This window comes from Cypionkella sinensis, assembly GCF_042646385.1.
Classification (GTDB): Bacteria; Pseudomonadota; Alphaproteobacteria; order Rhodobacterales; family Rhodobacteraceae; genus Cypionkella; species Cypionkella sinensis.
In genome coordinates this window covers 970,849-991,908 of sequence record NZ_JBHRTO010000001.1, presented here as the reverse complement: position 1 = coordinate 991,908, position 21,060 = coordinate 970,849, and the positions used below count along the sequence as shown (strand labels likewise).

Below are 21,060 nucleotides of genomic sequence, written 5' to 3'. Positions count from 1 at the left end.
GGATGAGAGACCCATTCGCCGGGCTGCTGACTGATTAGCCAGCGGTCGGCGCGGTCGCAACAAATTTGACCAAAACGCTGGGAACCGGGGCGGAAACCTGCCCATCTCGGCGGGATTCCGCCGATATTGCTCAGGTGTTCTCGACCAAGGGCCAATAGAAATCGGGCGGCAATCCGGCGTCGGCGCGCTTTTCTTCGTTGAACGGCGGCTTCAGATTGCCATGGAAATACTGCCGCACCAGCCGGTGAAACGCGGGCTTCGGATCATCTCCCGCGCGCCCGCACAGCCAGTTGAACCATTTCGAGCCATAGGCCACATGGGCGACTTCCTCGGCATAAATCGTGTTCAGGGCGGCAACGGCGGCGGTCTCCTTGGCTTGGGTGAACAGCGCAATCATCCCCGGTGTCACATCCAGCCCCCGCGCCTCCAGCACCATCGGCACCACGGCCAGCCGACCCAGCAGATCGCTGGCGGTATCTTCGGCGGCCTGCCACATGAAGGCATGGGCGGGCATCGCGCCGTAATGGCTGCCCAACCCCTCGAGGCAATCGCACAGCAGGTTGAAATGCTTGGATTCGTCATCCGCCGCCTGCACCCAGTCGTCATAAAACCCCAACGGCATCGGCGTATCGGTGAACCGCGCGATGATGTCCCAGTGCAGATCAACCGCGTTCAGTTCGATATGCGCCACCGCGTGCAGCAAGGCGATGCGCCCCAAAGGCGAGCCGGGGCGGCGGCGCGGCACCTCGCGCGGGTCCAGAAGGTCAGGCTTTACGGGCCGGGCAGGGCGCAGCGGCGGGCTCGCGTGGCCGATCGCCAACGGCACCCCCGCCGCCCGTGCCGCACGCCAGCTGGCGGCATGGGCGTGCGACAGCGCGGTTTTCGCGCGCCCGTCGGCGGTGGTCAAAACCTGCACCGCCATTTTCGCCAGCGAAAGCGTCAAAGCCCGCGGACCGCCGCCAGAACCGCATCGGCATGGCCCTTGACCGAGACCTTGTTCCACACCTGCGCCACTTGACCTGCGCCATCAATCAGCACGGTCGTGCGCTCGATTCCCATATAGGTCTTGCCATACATGCTTTTTTCCAGCCACACGCCATAGTCTTCGCAGGTGCTGCCCGCCTCATCCGAGGCCAGAATGATCGACAGCCCGTGCTTCTTGCAGAACTTGTCATGCGCCTTCACCGAATCCTTGGAAATCCCGATCACGGTGCAGCCCGCCGCGGTAAAATCTGCCAGCCGTGCGTTGAAATCCTGCGCCTCCAGCGTGCAGCCGGGGGTGTCGTCTTTGGGATAGAAATACAGCACCACCTTGCCGGGGCGAAAGGCTGACAGGGTGACAGTGCCACCGCCATCGCGCGGCAGGGTGAAATCGGGGGCGGTTTGACCAACGGCAATCATGCGCGGCTCCTTGCTATTTGAAGTTCAACCCTTTGCGATCTAGTTGCCTTTGGGCAAAGATAAAGGCAAGCCCTGAGCGCGCAGAGCCAAATCTGCGACAGGATCATGCAGACGGCACCGGCGGCAAACGTCGGGCATGTGGAAAGGCTTGGGGCATAGATGGTAGCTGACGCGCAAAACGAGGCAGGGGCCGATCCGGTCGCAGCCGATGTTGCGCCTGCCGCCAGCGCGTCATCTGTGCCGCCCACCAAACCGCGCAAGCGCCACCGCACCGGGCTTTTCGCCCGTCTCAGCCTGCTGCTGATCATCTTCGGGCTGATCTTTGCCGCCCTTGGCCTGAGCGGCAAACCGATTCCGATGCCGGTCTGGGTGGTGGCCGAGGTTGAACAGCGCGCCAATACCGCCCTGTCCAAAGCTTTGCCCGAGGCCGCGCTCGCCCTTGGCGGCGTTGAGATCACCGTTGAAGATTGGGTGCCGCGCCTGCGGTTGGACGATCTGCGCCTGCTGCGCGCCAATGGCCAGGCCCTGCTGACGCTGCCCGATCTGCGGTTGACGCTCGATCCCGGATCGCTGCTGCATGGCCAGATTCGCGCCCGCAGTCTGAAACTGGTCGGCGCACATGTGCAGATGACCCGCGACCGGGATGGCAACTTCGATCTCTCGCTGGGTGGCAAACCGATGCAGCCGCCAATCCGCAACCTGCCGGAATTGTTTGATGCCGTGGACAGCGCCTTCAGCAGCCCCGCCGCCGCGTCGCTCACCACCATCGAGGCCGAGGCGCTGACGCTCACCCTGCTAGACCAAAGCTCGGGGCGGCAGTTTGATCTGGGCGATGGCCGGGTGCGGCTGGAAAACCGCGCCAAAGAGGTCGCAGCCGAAGTCAGCCTGTCTCTGATCAGCGGTGCGACCCCGGCGCGCGCCGTTCTGACCATCGTGTCGCAGAAAACCGACGATCAGGCGCGGATTTCAGCCCAGATCGAAGGCGTCGCCGCCAAAGACATCGCCGCGCTGGCTGCGCCCTTTGCGTGGGCCGGTGTCCTCGATGCGCCGATCTCGGGCGAGATTCACACCACCCTGCGCGCCGAAGGGGTGGCCGCGCTGGAGGCCAGCCTCGCCTTTGGCAAAGGTGCGTTGCAGCCCAGCCCCGAAGCCCGCCCGATTGCCTTTGACAGCGCCAGCATGGCGATGCGCTTTGTGCCCGCACAGGGCCGCATCGACCTGACCGCGCTTTCGGTGCAAAGCCCGACGCTGCGGGTCAAGGCCACTGGCCACAGCTATCTGACCCGCGCCGATGGCAGCCGCATTCTGGGCGTGCTGGCGCGTGAGGTGCCGGATGCCTACCTGACCCAGCTGGAATTCAGTCAGGTGATGATCGACCCCGAAGGCTTGTTTCAGGAACCTGTCCAGTTCAGCCATGGTGCGCTTGATGCCCGGATGCGCCTGCGGCCGTTCTCGCTGGAAATCGGTCAGGTCGCCCTGACCGAAGCCGAGCGGCGGTTGTCTGCCTCGGGCCAGATCGGGGCCGATCAGCAGGGCTGGCGCGCATCGGTCGATCTGGTGCTGAACGAGATTCAGCATGACAGATTGGTCGCCCTTTGGCCGGTGACGCTGCTGCCGAACACCCGGCTTTGGGTCGACAAGAATGTGCTCAGCGGCTCGCTCACCGATGTGCGCGCGGCGTTGCGGATCGCACCGGGTGCTGCCCCGCGCCTGCATCTGGGCTATAACTTCAACGATGCCGATGTGCGCTTTCTGGCCACGCTGCCGCCGATCAAGGCCGGTGACGGCTATGCCACGGTGGATGGCCAGACCTACACGATGGTGCTGGCGCGCGGCACCGTCACCCCGCCCGAGGGCGGGCAGATCAATGTCGCAGGCTCGGTCTTTGCGATTCCTGATGTGACGCAAAAACCCGCCATCGCCGAGATCACGCTGAAAACCCAATCCAGCCTCACCGCCGCCCTGTCACTGCTGGATCAGCCACCGTTCCACTTCATGACAAAGGCCGATCAGCCGGTGACTTTGGGCGAGGGGCGCGCGCAGATCGAAACCCATCTGCGTCTGCCCTTGCAAAAGAAGATCGCGCTCAAGGATGTGGCCTATCAGGTTGCAGGCACGGTTTCGGGGTTTTCCTCGGCCACCGTTGTGCCAGGGCGCAAGATCGCCGCAGACAGCCTTGCGGTTTCCGCCGATACAAAGGGCCTCACCATCGCAGGCGCGGGCCAGATTGGTGCCGTGCCGTTTGACGTGACCTATCGCCAAGGCTTTGGTCTTGACCAAAGAGGCCGCGCCCGCATCGAAGGCGCTGTAACCCTGTCGCAAGCCACAGCGTCCGAGTTTGGCCTTGGCCTGCCCGATGGCATGGTCTCGGGGCAGGGGCGCGGGCAAGTCAAGATTGATCTGGTGCGCGGCCAGCCGGGGCATCTGTCGCTGGTGTCAGACCTCGCCGGCATCGGCCTGACCATCCCCGAGGTGGGCTGGTCAAAACCCAAAACCGCCAAGGGCACGCTGACGGCCGAGGTGCGCTTGGGCAAGCCGCCGCTGGTGGAAAGCATTGCGCTGAAGGCCGCAGGCCTTGATGCCACAGGCTCTGTCACCATGAAGGCGGGCGGCGGGCTGGATGTCGCGGCCTTCAACCGCGTCCGGCTGGGGGATTGGCTGGATGCGCCGCTGGAAATCAAGGGGCGCGGGCAGGGCAAGCCGGTGGGTCTGGCCCTGACCGGCGGCAGCGTCGATATGCGCAAGATGCCACCCGCCTCGGCGCGCAAATCCAGCGGCAAATCCGGTGGCAGCCCGCTGTCGCTGCGGCTTGAACGCTTGCAGGTCTCGGAAAGCATCGCGCTGACGGCATTCCGTGGTGATTTCTCGCTGGCCGGTGGCCTGAATGGCAACTTCATCGCCGGGATCAATGGCAAAGCCCAAGTCAAAGGCACCGTCGTGCCCGCCCGCAATGGCACCGCGGTGCGGCTGCTTTCTGATGATGCCGGGGCTGTCATGGCAGCGGCGGGCATCTTCGCCTCGGGTCGCGGCGGAAGCCTGGATGTCACCCTGCAACCCCGAGCCGAACCGGGCAGCTATGATGGCCTTGTCCGCATGGGTGCCCTGCGGGTGCGCAACACCAATGTGCTGGCCGAACTTCTGAACGCGATTTCGGTGGTGGGCATCCTTGAGCAGTTGAACGGCGAGGGGCTTTTGTTCAACGATGTCGAGGCAGGCTTTCTGCTGACCCCCAACGCAGTGCAGGTGCGCTACGGCTCGGCCATCGGCGCCTCGCTTGGGGTCTCGATGGCGGGCGTTTACAAAAGCTCCAGCGCGGAATTGTTCATGCAGGGCACGATTTCGCCAATCTACATGCTGAACGGCATCGGTGCCATGCTGACCCGACGCGGCGAGGGGCTGTTCGGCTTTAACTATGAACTCAAAGGCACCGCCGCCAATCCGCAAGTCAGCGTCAACCCGCTCTCGATCTTGACGCCGGGCATGTTCCGCGAGATTTTCCGCAGCCCCCCGCCGGTGATCGGCAGCAAAAACCCGGAAGGAAACGGCGGATGAACCTGTCGGATTTCGACTTTGATCTGCCCGAAGCGCTGATCGCCACGCGGCCCGCGCGCCCGCGCACCTCGGCACGCCTGCTGCTGGCCGAAGGCGACACCATCCGCGATCTGCACGTCTTTAACCTGATCGACATCTTCCGCCCCGGTGATCGGCTGGTGCTGAACAACACCCGCGTCATCCCCGCCCGCCTGTTTGGCACCCGCCAGCGCGGCGAGGCTGTGGCCAAGGTGGAAATCACCCTGCTAGAACCGCAGCCGCAGGGTTGGCGTGCCTTGGCCAAACCCCTGCGCAAGGTGCAGCTGGGCGAGGTGATCCGCTTCTCCGATCAGCTATCCGCCACTGTCGCCAGCAAATCCGAAACCGATCTGGTGCTGGCCTTCAACCTTTCGGGCGATGATTTCGACGCGGCGCTGAACGCAGCCGGTGCCATGCCGCTGCCGCCCTATATCGCCGCCAAACGTGCCGCCGATGCGCAGGACGCAACCGACTATCAAACCGTGTTTGCCCGCCACGCCGGGGCTGTGGCCGCCCCCACCGCCAGCCTGCATTTTGATGCCGAATTGCTGGCAGCACTCGTCGCCAAGGGTGTCACCTTCACCGAAGTCACCCTGCATGTCGGCGCGGGCACTTTTCTGCCCGTGAAGGTCGAAGATGTGACCACCCACAAGATGCACGCCGAATGGGGGCAGGTGACGCCACAGGCCGCGGCCGAGATCAACGCCACTCGCGCCGCATGTGGCCGCGTGATCCCGGTTGGCACCACAGCCCTGCGCCTGATCGAATCGGCAGCCACCAGCGGCCATGTCGCCGCGTGGGAGGGCACGACCGATATCTTCATTTACCCCGGCTACCAGTTCCGCGTCACCGATGCGCTGATGACCAACTTCCATCTGCCGAAATCCACCCTGCTGATGCTGGTTTCCGCCCTGATGGGCAAGCCGCGGATGGACCGGATCTATGCCCATGCCGTGCAACAGGGCTATCGGTTTTTCTCTTACGGCGATGCCTCGCTTTTGATCCCGTAACCGCTTGCCAGCCTGTCAAAAATAAATCACTCAGCAAGGCTTACCATGCTACCTTGCCGCCGAAACCCGGAGCCTTGAATGCTGAAAGTCCTCGCCCAATCCTGGCCCTTGCTGCTGGGTGTCATGCTGCTGATGGTCGGCAACGGCGTGCAAGGCTCGCTCTTGGGCATCCGGGGCGCGCTGGAAGGCTTCAGCACCTTTGAACTTTCCGTCGTGATGTCGGCGTATTTTCTGGGTTTTCTCGGCGGCTCGCGTCTGGCCCCCGAAATGATCCGCCGCGTCGGCCATGTGCGGGTGTTCTCGGCGCTTGGGTCGATGATTTCCGCCGTGCTGGTGCTTTATCCCTTGCTGCTGGATTGGCAGGCTTGGGCGCTGATGCGCGTGCTGATCGGGTTCTGCTTTTCCGGCGTCTATGTCACCGCCGAAAGCTGGCTGAACAACACCGCCAGCAACGAAACCCGCGGTCAGGCGCTGTCGGCCTATATGATCGTGCAGATGTTGGGCATCATCGCCAGCCAAGGCTTGCTGGCGATGGGCGATCCCAGCGGCTTTGGTCTGTTCATTATCCCCTCGGTTCTGGTGTCGGTGGCGTTCATGCCGATCCTGCTGGCGGACACACCCGCACCGACCTTCGCCACCGTCAAACGGATGAGCTTTGGGCAGTTGTTCCGCACCTCGCCCTTGGGTTGCGCAGGGATGCTGCTGACCGGCGGCGTATTCTCTGCGATGTTCGGCATGGCCTCGGTTTATGGTGCCATGTCCGCGATGACGATCGCGCAGATCGCCATCTTTGTCGCGGCAATGTATGTCGGCGGCCTTGTGCTGCAGTATCCGGTGGGATGGCTGTCAGACCGCGCCGACCGCCGCGTGTTGATCCTGTGGATGTCCACCGCCGGGGCCGTGGTGATGGCCGTCGCCGCCGCCGTGCCCTTGCCCTTCGTGCTTGAGGTGTTGGTGGCAGGCCTGCTCGGCGGCATCATAAACCCACTTTATTCGCTGCTGATCGCCCACACCAACGACTACCTTAGCAAAGAGGATATGCCCGGTGCCTCGGCTGGCCTGATCTTTCTGAACGGCTTTGGCGCGATCTTTGGCCCGCTTCTGGCCGGTTGGCTGATGGGGATGATTGGCCCGAAAGGCTATTTCCTGATCATCGGCGGTTTTTTCGCAGCCCTTGCCGCCTATGCGGGCTACCGGATGACCAAACGCGTCGCCCCCGTGCAAACCAACACCTATGCAGGTTTGACCCCAACCGCTTCGGCCCTTGCCGTTGATGCCGTGCTGCAAGAAGAACCGCGCCGCTAAGCACTCCCAAAGCGGTTGCGGAGGGCCTCTGAACCTGCCACGCTGCAATCCAAGGGGGATGCTTATGTCTGATCCGATTGAGATTCTCGATTTCTGGCTGGGCGATATCGGCCCCGACGGCTGGTATGCGGGCGGTGACGATCTGGATGCCACCATCCGCGACCGTTTCGCCGATATCTGGCAAGCAGCAGCCGATGGCGGGCTGGAACATTGGGTCGAAGGCACCGTCGGCACCTTGGCCTATCTGATCCTGTGCGATCAACTCTCGCGCAACATGCACCGCGGCACGCCCAAAGCCTTCGCCACTGATCCGCAGGCCCTTGCCGCCGCCAAACAGGCGCTGGCGCAGGGCTGGGACATGAACGCGCCCGAGCCTGAACGGCAATTTTTCTACATGCCGTTTGAGCATTCAGAGAATCTGGCCGATCAGGATCAGGCCGTGACCCTGCTGACCGAGCGGATGGCCTCTGACCCCGAAATGGCGCTGCACGCGCAGGCGCACCGCCAGATCATCGCCCGCTTTGGCCGCTTCCCTAACCGTAACGCCGCCTTGGGGCGCGAGAATACCGCGGATGAGGCCGCTTTTCTGGCCGAGGGTGGCTATGCAGCCGTGGTTCAGGCACTGAAAGACAGCCATGCAGCCAGCGCATAGGCCTGCAGCGCCCCCGTCGTTGCTGGCGGTTCGGATATAGTTTAATGGCAAACTACTTTTTCAAGGGAGGGAAAGATGGCTGCTTTGAATTTTGACGTGATCGTGATCGGCGCAGGTCCGGGGGGCTATGTCGCGGCCATCAGGGCCAGCCAGTTGGGCCTGAAAGTGGCGATTGTCGAACGGGAAAACCTCGGCGGCATTTGTCTCAACTGGGGCTGCATCCCGACCAAGGCGCTGCTGCGCTCGGCCGAAGTGTTTCACCTGATGCACCGGGCCAAGGAATTTGGCCTGTCGGTCACAGGCGCTGATTTCGATCTGAACGCCGTCGTCGCCCGCTCGCGTGGGGTGGCCAAACAGCTTTCCGGCGGCATCGGCCATCTGATGAAAAAGAACAAAGTCACCGTGTTCATGGGCACAGCGACCCTGCCGAAACCGGGCAGCGTCAGCGTGAAAACCGACAAAGGCACCGAAGAACTCACCGCCAAGTCGATCATCCTCGCCACCGGCGCCCGCGCCCGCGAGTTGCCGGGGCTGGAGGCCGATGGTGATCTGGTCTGGACCTATCGCCACGCGCTGCAACCCAAGCGGATGCCGAAAAAGCTGCTGGTCATCGGATCAGGCGCTATCGGCATTGAATTCGCCAGCTTCTTCAACACTTTGGGCGCAGATACCACCGTCGTCGAAGTGATGGACCGCGTGCTGCCGGTGGAAGATGCCGAGATTTCGGCCTTCGCCAAAAAGGCCTTCGTCAAGCAAGGCATGAAGATCCTTGAAAAAACCACGGTGAAGAAACTCGACCGCAGCCCCGGCAAAGTGGTGGCGCATCTCGAGGCCGATGGCAAAACCAGCACGCAGGAATTTGACACGGTGATTTCCGCCGTCGGCATCATCGGCAATATCGAAAACCTCGGGCTTGAGGCGTTGGGCGTCAAGATCGACCGCACCCATGTGGTGACGGATGAATTCTGCCGCACCGGAATCGAAGGCCTTTTTGCCATCGGCGACATCGCAGGCGCGCCGTGGCTCGCGCACAAGGCCAGCCATGAAGGCGTGATGGTAGCCGAATTGATCGCGGGCAAACACCCGCATCCGATCAAGCCGAACTCGATTGCCGGCTGCACCTACTGCCACCCGCAAGTGGCCAGCGTCGGGCTCACCGAAGCGCGCGCGAAAGAGGCGGGGTTTGACATCAAGGTTGGCCGCTTCCCCTTCATCGGCAACGGCAAGGCGATTGCCTTGGGCGAGGCCGAGGGTTTCATCAAGACCATTTTCGATGCCAAAACCGGCGAGATGCTGGGTGCCCATATGGTCGGCGCCGAAGTGACCGAGCTGATCCAGGGCTATGTCGTGGCACGCGGGCTTGAGACCACCGAAGAAGATCTGATGAACACCGTGTTCCCGCATCCGACCCTGTCGGAAATGATGCACGAATCTGTGCTGGACGCTTACGGGCGCGCGCTGCATATCTAAGCGCGATTTCCCGCGGAAATCAGGGGGGCTTCCGCCCCCCTCGGACTGCGTCCTCACCCCCTGAGGATATTTAAGCAGAGAGGATGACCCATGCGGGCAGTTCTGACCGTGCTGGCGCTTTGGGCGGCGGGCTTGGGGGCGGCGGCGCAGTTCGGCAAGATTTCCGTTCTGTATCAAACGCTTCAGACCACCTATGCCGCCCATGCCGGGGTCGGGATTGGGCTGATGGTGTCGATTGTCGGCATTGTAGGTCTGATCTTTGGCACCACCGCGGGTCTGCTGGTGGCGCGCATCGGTCCGCGCCGCGCCATCCTGTCGGCATTGGCTTTGGGCGCTGTGGTCAGCGCGGTCCAATCGACCTTCCCAAGCTATCCGCTGATGATGCTGACCCGCGTGCTTGAGGGCGTGTCGCATTTGACCATCGTGGTCGTCGGCCCCACCGCGATTGCGGGGGTCACTTCGGCCCGCCATCAGGGCTTGGCGATGACGCTGTGGTCGTCGTTTTTCGGCGTGACCTATGCCGCCTTGGCCTATTTCGCTCCGGGTTTGATCGCGGAACATGGTGCGGGCGCGCTGTTTCAACTGCATGGGCTTTGGATGATCGCCTGCTTTGCGGCGCTGTTCCTGCTGATGCCGCGCGACCCTGTGCATGTGCTACAAACCGGGCAGGGCAATCTGCTGGCGCAGCACGCGGCGATCTATGCATCGCCATTTATCGCCGCGCCTGCGATGGGATTCGTTTGCTATACAGTGACTTACGTGGCGGTGCTGACGCTTTTGCCCGCCATCGTCACCCCCGGTTGGGGGCCATTCGTGGGGGTGTTGATGCCGTTGGTGTCGATCACCGTATCGCTGACCTTGGGCGTCTGGCTGCTCTCAAAGCTGCCCGCCTTCCGTCTGGTGCAAGCGGGCTTTGCCGTCGCCATCCTGGCCAGTTTCGGTCTGTGGCTGACATGGGGGCAGGGCGCGGCCGAGGCCAGTTTTGCTCTGCTGATGGCCGCAGCTTTGGGCGTGGTGCAGGGCGCGAGTTTCGCTAGTCTCGCGCAGATCAATCCCACGGCCAAGGATCGTGCGCGCGGGGCTGGCGCGATTGCGCAACTGGGCAATCTGGGCACCACCACCGGCACGCCGCTGCTGGCGCTGATCATCGCGCAGGCCGGGGCGGCGGGGCTGGCGCTGTTTCTGATCTGCTTTTCCGCGCTTGGCATTGTCCTTCACAGCCTGCAAGCGCGGCGCAGATCAGCGGCTGACCGCACCGCCGGCTGAGGCCCAATCGCTGAACCCACCGATGCTTTGCGCGTCATACCCCAGATCGCGCAGCGCCTGCGCCGCCATGCCAGCCCGGCCCCCGACCGCGCAATAGACCGCCACAGGTTTGGATTTATCCAGTTTTTCCGCAGCTTGCAGCGCAACAAGTGCCAGCGGTATATGCAGCGAGCCAGCCGCCGTGCCGGTCTGCTGCAATTCGGACGCTTCGCGCACATCCAGAACGGTGATTTCGCCTGCCGCGGCTTTGGCAACGGCTTGAACGGCAGTCAGTTGGGTCATGATTTGGCTTTCCTGTTTAAACATTCATTTATATGAATGTATGGACGGTGTAAAGCCAAGCCAAGGCCGGAAAATCGCGTAACTTTCCGTCAAGTTCATACTTCGTTCACATTTTTCGGTTGGAGACTCGGCCCACACGCCCTATCTATACCGCGTCATCTGGGGTGGGTCATGGCCGAACATAAGTTCATCGAAGTGCGCGGCGCGCGCGAGCATAACCTGAAATCGGTCGATGTGGACATTCCGCGCGATCAGTTCGTGGTCATCACCGGGCTGTCGGGGTCGGGCAAATCCAGCCTGGCGTTCGATACGATCTATGCCGAAGGCCAGCGCCGCTATGTCGAAAGCCTGTCGGCCTATGCGCGGCAATTCCTTGATATGGCAGGGAAACCTGACGTGGACCATATCAGCGGCCTGTCGCCTGCGATCTCGATTGAGCAGAAAACCACCTCGAAAAACCCGCGCTCTACCGTGGGCACTGTGACCGAGATTTACGACTATCTGCGTTTGCTCTTCGCCCGCGTTGGCACCCCGTTCAGCCCGGCCACGGGCCTGCCGATCACCGCGATGCAGGTGCAGGATATGGTCGATGCCGTGATGGCGATGCCGGAAGGCAGCCGCGCCTATCTTCTGGCGCCGATCATTCGTGACCGGAAGGGCGAATACAAGAAAGAATTCATTGAGTTGCGCAAGCAGGGCTTCCAGCGCGTCAAGGTGAACGGCGAATTCTACGAATTGGAAGAACCGCCCGTGCTGGACAAGAAATTCCGCCATAACATCGACGTGGTGGTGGATCGGATCGTGGTCCGCGAGGGGTTGGAAACCCGGCTTGCCGACAGCTTCCGCACTGCGTTGAACCTCGCCGATGGCATCGCCGTGATCGAAACCGCCCCAGCCGAGGGTGAGCCTGAACGCATCACCTATTCCGAGAAATTCGCCTGTCCGGTTTCCGGCTTCACCATCGCCGAAATCGAACCGCGGCTGTTTTCCTTCAACGCTCCCTACGGCGCTTGCCCGGTCTGCGATGGCTTGGGGATGGAGCTGTTTTTCGACGAACGCCTCGTGGTGCCCGACCAGTCGCTGACCCTGCTCGGCGGCGCAATTGCGCCATGGTCGAAATCGAAAAGCCCGTATTTCACCCAGACCATCGACGCGATTTCCAAGCACTATGGCTTTGACAAGAAAGCCAAATGGAAAGACCTGCCCGAAAACGTCAAGCAAGTTTTCCTGCGCGGCTCGGGCGGCGAGGAAATCTCGTTCCGCTACGATGAAGGTGGCCGCGTCTATCAGGTCTCCCGCGTGTTCGAAGGCGTCATCCCCAACATGGAACGCCGTTACCGCGAGACCGATAGTTCCTGGAGCCGTGAGGAAATGGAGCGGTTTCAGAACAACCGCCCCTGCGGTGCCTGTGGCGGCTACCGTCTGAAACCCGAGGCGCTGGCGGTGAAGATCGGCGGCCTGCATGCGGGGCAGGTGGTGCAGATGTCGATTTCCGAGGCGCATGACTGGATCACCGCCGCCCCGGAACATCTGACCAAGCAAAAGAACGAAATCGCCAAGGCGATCCTGAAGGAAATCCGCGAGCGTTTGGGGTTCCTCGTCAACGTCGGCCTGAACTACCTGACCCTGTCGCGCAACGCGGGCACGCTGTCAGGGGGCGAATCCCAACGTATTCGCTTGGCCAGCCAGATTGGCTCTGGCCTCACAGGTGTGCTATATGTGCTCGACGAACCCTCCATTGGCCTGCACCAGCGCGACAACGACCGCTTGCTCACCACGCTGAAAAACCTGCGCGACGCGGGCAACACCGTCTTGGTGGTGGAGCATGACGAAGATGCCATCCGTGAGGCGGATTATGTGTTCGACATGGGGCCGGGCGCAGGCGTGCATGGCGGCTATGTGGTCAGCCACGGCACTCCCGCCGAAGTGGCCGCAGATGCCAACAGCTTGACCGGCCAGTATCTTTCCGGCGCGCGCGAGATCAAAGTGCCGAAAACCCGGCGCAAGGGCAATGGCAAGAAACTGACCGTGGTCGGCGCCACCGGCAACAACCTGAAAAACGTCACCGCCGAATTCCCGCTGGGCATGTTTGTCTGCGTCACCGGGGTTTCGGGCGGCGGCAAATCCACGCTCACCATCGAGACCCTGTTCAAGACCGCCGCCAGCCGCCTGAACGGCGCGCATGAAACCCCTGCGCCCTGCGAGACGATCAAGGGCTTTGAACACCTCGATAAGGTCATCGACATCGACCAACGCGCGATTGGCCGCACGCCGCGTTCCAACCCCGCCACCTATACCGGGGCGTTTACCCCGATCCGCGATTGGTTTGCGGGCCTGCCCGAGGCTAAGGCGCGCGGCTATCTGCCGGGTCGGTTCAGCTTTAACGTCAAGGGAGGGCGCTGCGAGGCTTGCCAAGGCGATGGCGTCTTGAAGATCGAGATGAACTTCCTGCCCGACGTTTACGTCACTTGCGAGACCTGCAAAGGCGCGCGCTATAACCGCGAAACTCTGGAAGTTAAGTTCAAAAACAAAAGCATCGCCGACGTTCTTGATATGACCTGTGAAGATGCGCAAAGCTTCTTTCAGGCCGTGCCCAGCATCCGCGAAAAGATGGACGCGCTGTGTCAGGTCGGCCTTGGCTATATCAAGGTCGGCCAGCAGGCGACCACGCTTTCGGGCGGCGAGGCGCAGCGGGTCAAGCTTTCCAAGGAGCTCAGCCGCCGCGCCACCGGCCGCACGCTTTATATTCTCGATGAACCCACCACCGGCCTGCATTTCGAAGACGTGCGCAAACTGCTCGAGGTGCTGCACGAACTCGTCGATCAGGGCAACACCGTCGTGGTGATCGAGCATAACCTTGATGTGGTGAAAACCGCCGATTGGGTGATCGACATCGGCCCCGAGGGCGGCGACGGCGGCGGTCAGATCGTGGCCACCGGCACGCCGGAAACCATCGCAAAAACCGCGGCCAGCCACACCGGGCGCTATCTGAAAGACCTGCTGACACCAAGGCGGGCAGCGGCGGAGTGATCAGCCGGGTGGATCACCAATGCCGATGATTTTGCGCGTTGCGGGATCAATGCGCAAATAAATATTTTCCACGCGGCAGTAGGTTTCGCCCCGCAGGCTGCGGTATTTGCCAAAGGATACAACCGGACAATCAGCGCCGACGGTGTCGCCGATACGCAGGGGATTGAACTGCGGAGTTGGTGCCACCAAGGCAGCGTCTCCACCCAACGGATCGCTCTTGCCGCAGCGGTTAAGCTCTGACACGCACAAATCCGCAAGCGGCCTGTCCTGCAGCGTGTCAAACCGCAACGCGCCGGGCACGTCGGCGAAGGCTGCGCCAGCCATCAGCGGCAGACTGAGAAGCCAGATTTCCGATATCCGCCGCTGCATCTTGGCTGCCCCTTTATTGACGATGTGTGCGTAAACGCGGCTTTTCAGCCGCCGTTCCCACAACTTTCGCTCAAACCAAGCTAATTCATCGCAGTTGACCGAAACATTTTCAATATTCTCCGAAAGGTCCATTCCAGATTAACCTGATTGTGCCAGATGCCGTTCAGGCGCAGGTTGCGCGCGGGAACTTGGCACAAGACCGGGCCCGCGACCGAAAGCCAACAGCCAGTCGGTAAACCAACACAGGGCCAAAAGGCCATCACGGTTTCGCAAATGCGACGGGCGCCTTGGCGCGCCGCGCGCGTATCTGCGCTACAGGATAGGGACAGCACAATGCAACTTACCAACCCGTCACCCTCGCTGCATAACGAGGATCTGGCACCCGCAACCGAACGAAAATGGGGCGCGTTCTCGATTTTCAACGTCTGGACTTCGGACGTTCACAGTCTGTGGGGCTATTACCTTGCCGCCAGCCTGTTTCTGCTCTGCGGCAGTTTCGTCAACTTCGTGATCGCCATCGGGGCAGGGTCATTGGTGATCTTTGTGCTGATGAGCATGGTCGGCAATGCAGGCGTGCGCACCGGCGTGCCGTTCCCGGTGTTGGCGCGGGCAAGCTTTGGCACTTTCGGGGCCAATGCCCCGGCCTTGGTGCGGGCGATTGTCGCCTGCTTCTGGTATGGCGCGCAGACTTCGGCGGCTTCAGGTGCCATCGTGGCCCTGCTGATCCGCAGCCCCGGCATGCTGGAGTTTCACACCAATTCCCACATGCTTGGCCACTCGACGCTGGAAGTGATCTGTTACTTCGTCGTCTGGTGCCTGCAACTGTTGATCATCCAGCGCGGCATGGAAACCGTGCGCAAGTTTCAGGATTGGGCAGGCCCGGCGGTCTGGATCGCCATGCTGCTGCTGGCGGTCTATCTGGTGGTCAAGGCTGGCACCTTCTCATTCGGCGCCGAAATCCCGCAAGACGTGCTGCTGGCTGCCACCGCCGATGCAGGCGTGCCCGGCGTGCCCGGATCACCCGCAGCGCTCGCCGCCGTGGCGGCAACCTGGATCACCTATTTCGCAGCACTTTACCTGAACTTCTGCGACTTCTCGCGCTACGCCACCTCGGAAGCCGCGCTGCGCAAAGGCAACCTCTGGGGCCTGCCGATCAACCTGCTGGCGTTCTGTCTGGTCGCAGGCATCACCACCACCGCCGCCTTCACCGTCTACGGCGAAGTCTTGCTGCACCCGGAACAGATCAGCGCCAAATTCGACAGCTGGTTCCTTGCTGCCCTCGCAGCACTGACCTTCGCCGTCGCCACCCTTGGCATCAACGTGGTGGCGAACTTTGTCTCACCGGCCTTCGACTTTGCCAACGTCTTCCCGCGCCACATCAGCTTCAAACGCGGCGGCTATATCGCGGCGGCCATCGCGCTGATCCTGTATCCTTGGGCCCCGTGGGAGACGGGTGCCGCGCATTTCGTCAACTTCATCGGCTCCACCATGGGACCGATCTTTGGGATCATGATGGTCGATTACTACCTGATCCGCCAAGGCAAGCTGGACGTGAACGCGCTCTATCAGGATAACGGCGAGTTCAAGTTTGACGGCGGTTGGCACGTCAAGGCCTTCGTGGCCCTCGCCATCGGCATGGTGTTCTCGTCGATCCTGCCCACCTTCACCACCATCCTGCCGGCATGGTGGGGCACCTATGGCTGGTTCTTCGGCGTCGGCATCGGCGGGGCGGTGTATTACGTCCTGCGCATGGGCGCGAGATAACGAAAAGGGGCGGGATCATCTCCCGCCCCTTTTTCATTCAGGTCCGCAGACCCAACACCGTATACAGCGGGCAAGTGCGCAGTGCCGCCGTCGCAATCGCCACAAGGCCGATCAGCTTGGCATAATGCCAAAAGCCTGTGCCTTGATCCAAAAAGAACCACAGCAACAGGCCCAGACCAATCACAAGGCGAAAGCTGCGATCCAGCGTGCCGATATTGGTTTGCAACATGGGTTTTCCTTTCAAACCGCAGCGCCAACCTCGGCGCTTGGTCAAAACGTAACCCATATCTCGCATATCTACTTTGATCTGACCCCGGATTTCCGGGATCAGATCAGCGATCAGATCAGCAGATCACTCCATCTGCTTGAAGTTGAACTCGCCACCTTCCTTGATCCCCGACGGCCAGCGCGCGGTGATCGTCTTGGTGCGGGTGTAAAACCGGAACGCATCCGGCCCGTGCTGGTTCAAATCGCCAAACGACGATTTCTTCCAGCCGCCAAAGGTGTGATAGGCCAGCGGCACCGGGATCGGCACGTTGATCCCGATCATGCCCACATTGACACGTGCGGCAAAGTCGCGCGCGGTGTCGCCGTCGCGGGTATAGATCGCGGTGCCGTTGCCATATTCATGGTCCATCGCCATGCCGATGGCTTCCTCATAGGATTTCGCACGCACCACCGACAGCACCGGCCCGAAGATTTCCTTGCGGTAAATCTCCATATCCGTCCTCACTTTGTCGAACAGATGCGGGCCGACAAAGAAGCCGTCCTCATAGCCCTGCAATTTGAAATCGCGGCCATCGACCACCAACTCCGCCCCTGCAGCCACGCCCGATTCCACCAGTTTCAGGATGTTGGCCTTGGCAGCACCCGTTACAACCGGGCCGTAATCGACATCATTGCCTGCGGTATAGGGGCCAACCTTCAGCTTTTCGATCCGCGGGATCAGCTTGGCTACCAACGCATCGGCGGTCTTTTCGCCCACCGGCACCGCCACCGAGATTGCCATGCAACGCTCGCCAGCCGCACCATAACCTGCGCCGACCAAAGCATCCGCCGCCTGATCCATATCGGCATCCGGCATGATGATCATGTGGTTCTTGGCACCGCCAAAGCACTGCACGCGCTTGCCGTTCGCCGTGCCGCGCGCATAGATATACTGCGCGATCGGGGTCGAGCCGACAAAGCCCACACCCGAAATCACCTCATTATCAAGGATCGCATCCACCGATTCCTTGTCGCCGTTGATCACCTGCAACACGCCATCGGGCAGGCCCGCTTCTTTCATCAAAGCCGCCAGCATCAACGGCACCGTCGGCGCACGCTCAGAAGGCTTCAGGATGAAGGCGTTGCCGCAAGCCAGCGCCGGGCCCATTTTCCACATCGGAATCATCGCCGGGAAGTTGAACGGCGTGATCCCCGCCGCCACGCCAATCGGCTGACGCATCGAATACATGTCAATGCCGGGGCCAGCCGAGTCGGTGAACTCGCCCTTCAGCAGATGCGGCGCACCGATGCAGAACTCGATCACTTCCAGCCCGCGCTGAATGTCGCCCTTGGCATCGGGAATGGTCTTGCCGTGTTCAATCGACAAAGCCTCGGCCAGCTTGTCCATATCGCGGTTCAAGAGGCCCACCATCGCCATCATCACTCGCGCGCGGCGCTGCGGGTTGGTAGCGCCCCATTTCACCTGCGCCTTGGCAGCATCGGCGGTGGCGGCGTCCAGCTCGGCCTTGCTGGCCAAAGCCACCCGCGCTTGCACTTCACCCGTCGCCGGGTTGAACACATCGGCAAACTTGCCCGAGGTGCCCGCAACCAGCTTGCCGTTGATCCAGTGACCGATCTCTTTCATCGCATTTCTCCCAAAAGTTGCCGCCAAAATAGCCTTGCGAAATCGCCAAGGGTAGCGGTAAGATTTCAAACAGGTTTTGCATTTTTGCAAGGGTTGCGCGATGCGTCACAACATCTGGTAGAAAGCGCCAGAAAAAGCCGCCGCAACCACAAGTCATTCCCATCTGGGAAAACAGTCTCTGAAAGGCCGCAGCGATGGATTGGGATGATTTGCGGGTGTTCTTGGCCGTGGCGCGCAGCGAAAGTCTGTCCGGGGCAGGGCGACGGTTGAAAATCGACCCCGCCACAGTGGGCCGCCGCATCGCCCGTCTGGAGGAATCGATGGATGCGCGCCTGTTCGCGAAAACGCCGCAGGGCTACAGCCTGACCGAACAAGGCACCCGCCTGCTGACCCACGCGATCCGCACCGAGGCCGCCATCGACGGCGCATCCGAGGCGCTTTCCGGCCCCGAAGGCCTCACCGGGCAAATCCGCATCGGTGCCCCCGACGGCTGCGCCAACTACCTGCTGCCCCAAGTCATCGCCCGCATCTGCGACGCCAATCCGGGGCTGGAGGTGCAGATCGTGGCGTTGCCCCGCGTCTTTAACCTCTCAAAGCGCGAGGCCGACATGGCCATCGCCGTCTCGCGTCCCGAAGCGGGTCGCCTGACCGTGCAAAAGCTGACCGACTATCACCTGCATCTGGCCGCCAGCCACGCGTATCTTGCCACACATCCGCCGATTGGCAGCCTTGCCGATCTGCAAGCCCACCGCCTTGTCGGCTATATCCCCGACATGATCTTCGACAAGGAACTCGATTACCTCACCGAAATCGGTGCCTCTGCACCGCCCTTGGCCAGCAATTCCGTCTCGGTACAACTGAACTTCCTGCGCCACGGGGCAGGGATCGGCGTTGTGCATGATTTCGCGCTGCCCGCCGCCCCCGAACTGACTCGCATTCTGCCGCAGCACATCCACCTGACCCGCAGCTTCTGGCTGATCCGCCATGCCGATGATGGCCGGGTGGAGCGGCTGAACCGCTTTGCCGCGCAACTTATGCTAGAGGTTAAGAAAGAAATGCAAAGGCTTGAAGCAATTCCTTGACAGAATCTTACGCTGCCTTGACGCTAGTCCTGACAGATAGGGAGGATTCTTCATGCTTGTCAGCCAAATCCTGAAATCGAAATCCGATGATGGCGTCGTCACCCTGCCACCCGGCACCGCAATCAGCCGCATCGCCGAAGTGCTATCCGCCCGCCGCATCGGGGCCGTGGTGATCTCGCCCGATGGCAAAAAGCTGGCCGGAATCGTGTCCGAACGCGACATCGTGCGCGAAATCGGCCGCCGCGGCGGTGCCTGCCTGAACGAAAACGTCGACACCATCATGACCGCCAAAGTCGTCGCCTGCGCGCGGAATGACAACGCCAACGACGTGCTGCAAAAGATGACCGACGGCCGCTTCCGCCACATCCCGGTCGTCGAGGGCGAAGAGTTGATCGGCCTGATCTCCATCGGCGACGTGGTCAAAGCCCGTCTGGCCGAACTGCATATGGAGAAAGACGCGCTGGAAGGCATGATCAAGGGTTTCTAGAATACCGCTTGCATCCCGGCACGCAATATTGTTGCGTGTCGCGGACTTAGGCGAGGAACATGCCATGCGTATCGGTCTCTATCCGGGCACATTTGACCCGATTACTTTGGGTCATGTCGACATCATCCAGCGCGCAATGGCGCTGGTTGATCGCTTGGTGATCGGTGTTGCCATCAATCGCGACAAAGGCCCGGCCTTCACACTGGAAGAACGGGTGGCGATGGTCGAAGCCGAATGCGCGGGCATCCTCGCCAAAACCGGCGGCGAAATCGTTGTGCATCCGTTCGAAAACTTGCTGATCGACTGCGCCCGCGATGTGGGCGCCTCGGTGATCGTGCGGGGCCTGCGGGCCGTTGCGGATTTTGAGTACGAGTTCCAGATGGTTGGCATGAACCGCGCCATGGATGCCTCGGTGGAAACCGTGTTTCTGATGGCCGATGCCCGCAGGCAAGCGATTGCCTCAAAGCTTGTGAAGGAAATCGCGCGTCTGGGCGGCGATATCTCGAAATTCGTGACCCCTCCGGTGGCCGAGGCTCTCGCCCGCCGCTATCCGCAGCCCGCGAAATAGCTGTTGGAATGTTTGTTCCACAGCGTTACCCTGTGATGACCCATCGCAGTATAAAGCCGCGCTCATGACCGTCACCGACGCAGACGACCTGACACCCCCCGCCACGATCGAGGAATTCCGCGAGCGTCTTGCCGCAATTTCCGATGGCCTGCCGCGCCGCTTGCGCCAATGCGCCGATCATATCGCCGCCAACATCGACCGGATTGCGGTCTCGACAGTGGCTGAACTGGCGGCGGGGGCCGACGTGCCGCCCTCAGCGCTGATGCGGTTTTGTCAGATCTTGGGCTATTCCGGCTTTTCCGAGATGCAAAAGCTGTTCCGCGATGCCTATGCGCCTGGATTTCCCGACTATTCCACCCGTCTGGAAAACCTCAAGCAAACTGGCACAGGCACACCATCAGCCCTGCTGGGCGAATTCATCGAAGCGGGCCGTTTGTCACTGGAAGCGCTGGCGAAATCGGCGGATGAGGCGGCTTTGGCGCAGGCCGTCAAACTGCTGGCCGCCGCCGATACTCTGCATGTGATCGGCTTGCGACGCGCCTATCCGGTGGCGTCTTATCTTGCCTATGTTTTTGATAAGATGGCGGTTCCCGCTATGCTGCACGAGGGGACCGGCAAACTTGATCACCGCCATGCCCTGCGCCCCGGCGATGCGGTGCTGGCGATCACCTTCGCGCCCTACTCTGAGGAAACCATCGCGCTTGCCGCGGATGCCCGCGCCCGCGGCTTGCCGGTTGTGGCCCTGACCGACCGGATCACCAGCCCGCTGGCCCGCACATCTGACGCGATTTTGACGGTGCCGGAGGTCGATTTCGGCGCGTTCCGCTCGCTTTCCGCCACTCTCGCGCTGGCAATTGCGCTTGCTGTTGCTGTGGGTTCAGCGCGCGGCTAAGCTTCAAAGAAATCGCTTCCCGTCGCGGCCAAAATGGAATATTTATTCCAAATAGCGCGG

18 protein-coding genes are annotated in these 21,060 nt (G+C 61.7%); 12 read left to right on the top strand and 6 right to left on the bottom strand.

The window, feature by feature from the left end:
* Positions 1 to 130: 130 nt before the first annotated feature.
* The gene (locus ACFOGH_RS04910; RefSeq protein ID WP_380073968.1) at positions 131 to 922 is read right to left on the bottom strand and encodes a ferritin-like domain-containing protein; all 792 of its coding nucleotides are present in this window, start codon (positions 920 to 922) and stop codon (positions 131 to 133) included.
* A gap of 17 nt (positions 923 to 939) precedes the next feature.
* On the bottom strand, positions 940 to 1,401 hold the full coding sequence (locus tag ACFOGH_RS04905; RefSeq protein WP_380071948.1) for a peroxiredoxin: 462 nt from the start codon (positions 1,399 to 1,401) through the stop codon (positions 940 to 942).
* Positions 1,402 to 1,560: 159 nt separating this feature from the next.
* Here ACFOGH_RS04905 and ACFOGH_RS04900 point away from each other — a divergent pair, with 159 nt between their 5' ends.
* The 6 genes from ACFOGH_RS04900 to ACFOGH_RS04875 all read left to right on the top strand — a co-directional run bounded on the left by ACFOGH_RS04900 (position 1,561) and on the right by ACFOGH_RS04875 (position 10,674).
* A complete protein-coding gene (locus ACFOGH_RS04900; RefSeq protein WP_380071947.1) occupies positions 1,561 to 4,953 on the top strand; it encodes a YhdP family protein in 3,393 nt (1,130 codons plus the stop codon).
* Positions 4,950 to 5,981: a tRNA preQ1(34) S-adenosylmethionine ribosyltransferase-isomerase QueA gene (queA, locus tag ACFOGH_RS04895; RefSeq protein ID WP_380071946.1), complete on the top strand. Its 1,032-nt coding sequence runs from the start codon at positions 4,950 to 4,952 to the stop codon at positions 5,979 to 5,981. The genes ACFOGH_RS04900 and queA overlap by 4 nt, the downstream gene beginning before the upstream one ends.
* Positions 5,982 to 6,059: 78 nt before the next feature.
* Positions 6,060 to 7,286: an MFS transporter gene (locus ACFOGH_RS04890; RefSeq protein WP_380071945.1), complete on the top strand. Its 1,227-nt coding sequence runs from the start codon at positions 6,060 to 6,062 to the stop codon at positions 7,284 to 7,286.
* 64 nt (positions 7,287 to 7,350) lie between these two features.
* Entirely contained in the window at positions 7,351 to 7,938 is a 588-nt protein-coding gene (locus ACFOGH_RS04885; RefSeq protein ID WP_380071944.1) for a DUF924 family protein, read from the top strand.
* A 75-nt stretch (positions 7,939 to 8,013) separates the two neighbouring features.
* Entirely contained in the window at positions 8,014 to 9,408 is a 1,395-nt protein-coding gene (gene lpdA / locus ACFOGH_RS04880; protein WP_380071943.1) for a dihydrolipoyl dehydrogenase, read from the top strand.
* Between the two features lie 90 nt (positions 9,409 to 9,498).
* The gene (locus tag ACFOGH_RS04875) at positions 9,499 to 10,674 is read left to right on the top strand and encodes an MFS transporter (protein ID WP_380071942.1); all 1,176 of its coding nucleotides are present in this window, start codon (positions 9,499 to 9,501) and stop codon (positions 10,672 to 10,674) included.
* On the opposite strand, the gene ACFOGH_RS04870 is transcribed toward ACFOGH_RS04875, so the two are convergent.
* Entirely contained in the window at positions 10,648 to 10,956 is a 309-nt protein-coding gene (locus ACFOGH_RS04870; RefSeq protein ID WP_380071941.1) for a rhodanese-like domain-containing protein, read from the bottom strand. The genes ACFOGH_RS04875 and ACFOGH_RS04870 overlap by 27 nt on opposite strands.
* 171 nt (positions 10,957 to 11,127) lie before the next feature.
* Here ACFOGH_RS04870 and uvrA point away from each other — a divergent pair, with 171 nt between their 5' ends.
* Complete coding sequence (uvrA, locus tag ACFOGH_RS04865) at positions 11,128 to 13,986, top strand: excinuclease ABC subunit UvrA (protein WP_380071940.1); 2,859 nt, start codon at positions 11,128 to 11,130, stop codon at positions 13,984 to 13,986.
* Here uvrA and ACFOGH_RS04860 read toward each other — a convergent pair whose 3' ends face one another.
* Complete coding sequence (locus ACFOGH_RS04860; protein WP_380071939.1) at positions 13,987 to 14,487, bottom strand: hypothetical protein; 501 nt, start codon at positions 14,485 to 14,487, stop codon at positions 13,987 to 13,989.
* 201 nt (positions 14,488 to 14,688) lie between these two features.
* On the opposite strand from ACFOGH_RS04860, the gene ACFOGH_RS04855 reads away from it, so the two are divergent.
* Positions 14,689 to 16,119 (top strand): NCS1 family nucleobase:cation symporter-1, encoded by a 1,431-nt coding sequence (locus ACFOGH_RS04855; protein ID WP_380071938.1) that lies wholly within the window; start codon positions 14,689 to 14,691, stop codon positions 16,117 to 16,119.
* 37 nt (positions 16,120 to 16,156) lie between these two features.
* Here ACFOGH_RS04855 and ACFOGH_RS04850 read toward each other — a convergent pair whose 3' ends face one another.
* Entirely contained in the window at positions 16,157 to 16,348 is a 192-nt protein-coding gene (locus ACFOGH_RS04850; protein WP_380071937.1) for a YgaP family membrane protein, read from the bottom strand.
* A 123-nt stretch (positions 16,349 to 16,471) separates the two neighbouring features.
* On the bottom strand, positions 16,472 to 17,971 hold the full coding sequence (locus ACFOGH_RS04845; RefSeq protein WP_380071936.1) for a CoA-acylating methylmalonate-semialdehyde dehydrogenase: 1,500 nt from the start codon (positions 17,969 to 17,971) through the stop codon (positions 16,472 to 16,474).
* 194 nt (positions 17,972 to 18,165) lie between these two features.
* Here ACFOGH_RS04845 and ACFOGH_RS04840 point away from each other — a divergent pair, with 194 nt between their 5' ends.
* From ACFOGH_RS04840 to ACFOGH_RS04825, 4 genes are all read left to right on the top strand, one after another.
* Positions 18,166 to 19,053 (top strand): LysR family transcriptional regulator, encoded by an 888-nt coding sequence (locus ACFOGH_RS04840; RefSeq protein ID WP_380071935.1) that lies wholly within the window; start codon positions 18,166 to 18,168, stop codon positions 19,051 to 19,053.
* Positions 19,054 to 19,105: 52 nt separating this feature from the next.
* Positions 19,106 to 19,540, top strand: coding sequence for a CBS domain-containing protein (locus ACFOGH_RS04835; protein WP_380071934.1), 435 nt, complete (start codon positions 19,106 to 19,108; stop codon positions 19,538 to 19,540).
* 64 nt (positions 19,541 to 19,604) lie between these two features.
* Complete coding sequence (gene coaD, locus ACFOGH_RS04830; protein ID WP_380071933.1) at positions 19,605 to 20,108, top strand: pantetheine-phosphate adenylyltransferase; 504 nt, start codon at positions 19,605 to 19,607, stop codon at positions 20,106 to 20,108.
* Between the two features lie 64 nt (positions 20,109 to 20,172).
* Positions 20,173 to 21,000, top strand: a complete 828-nt coding sequence (locus ACFOGH_RS04825) for a MurR/RpiR family transcriptional regulator (RefSeq protein ID WP_380071932.1) — start codon at positions 20,173 to 20,175, stop codon at positions 20,998 to 21,000.
* The last annotated feature ends 60 nt before the right edge of the window (positions 21,001 to 21,060 follow it).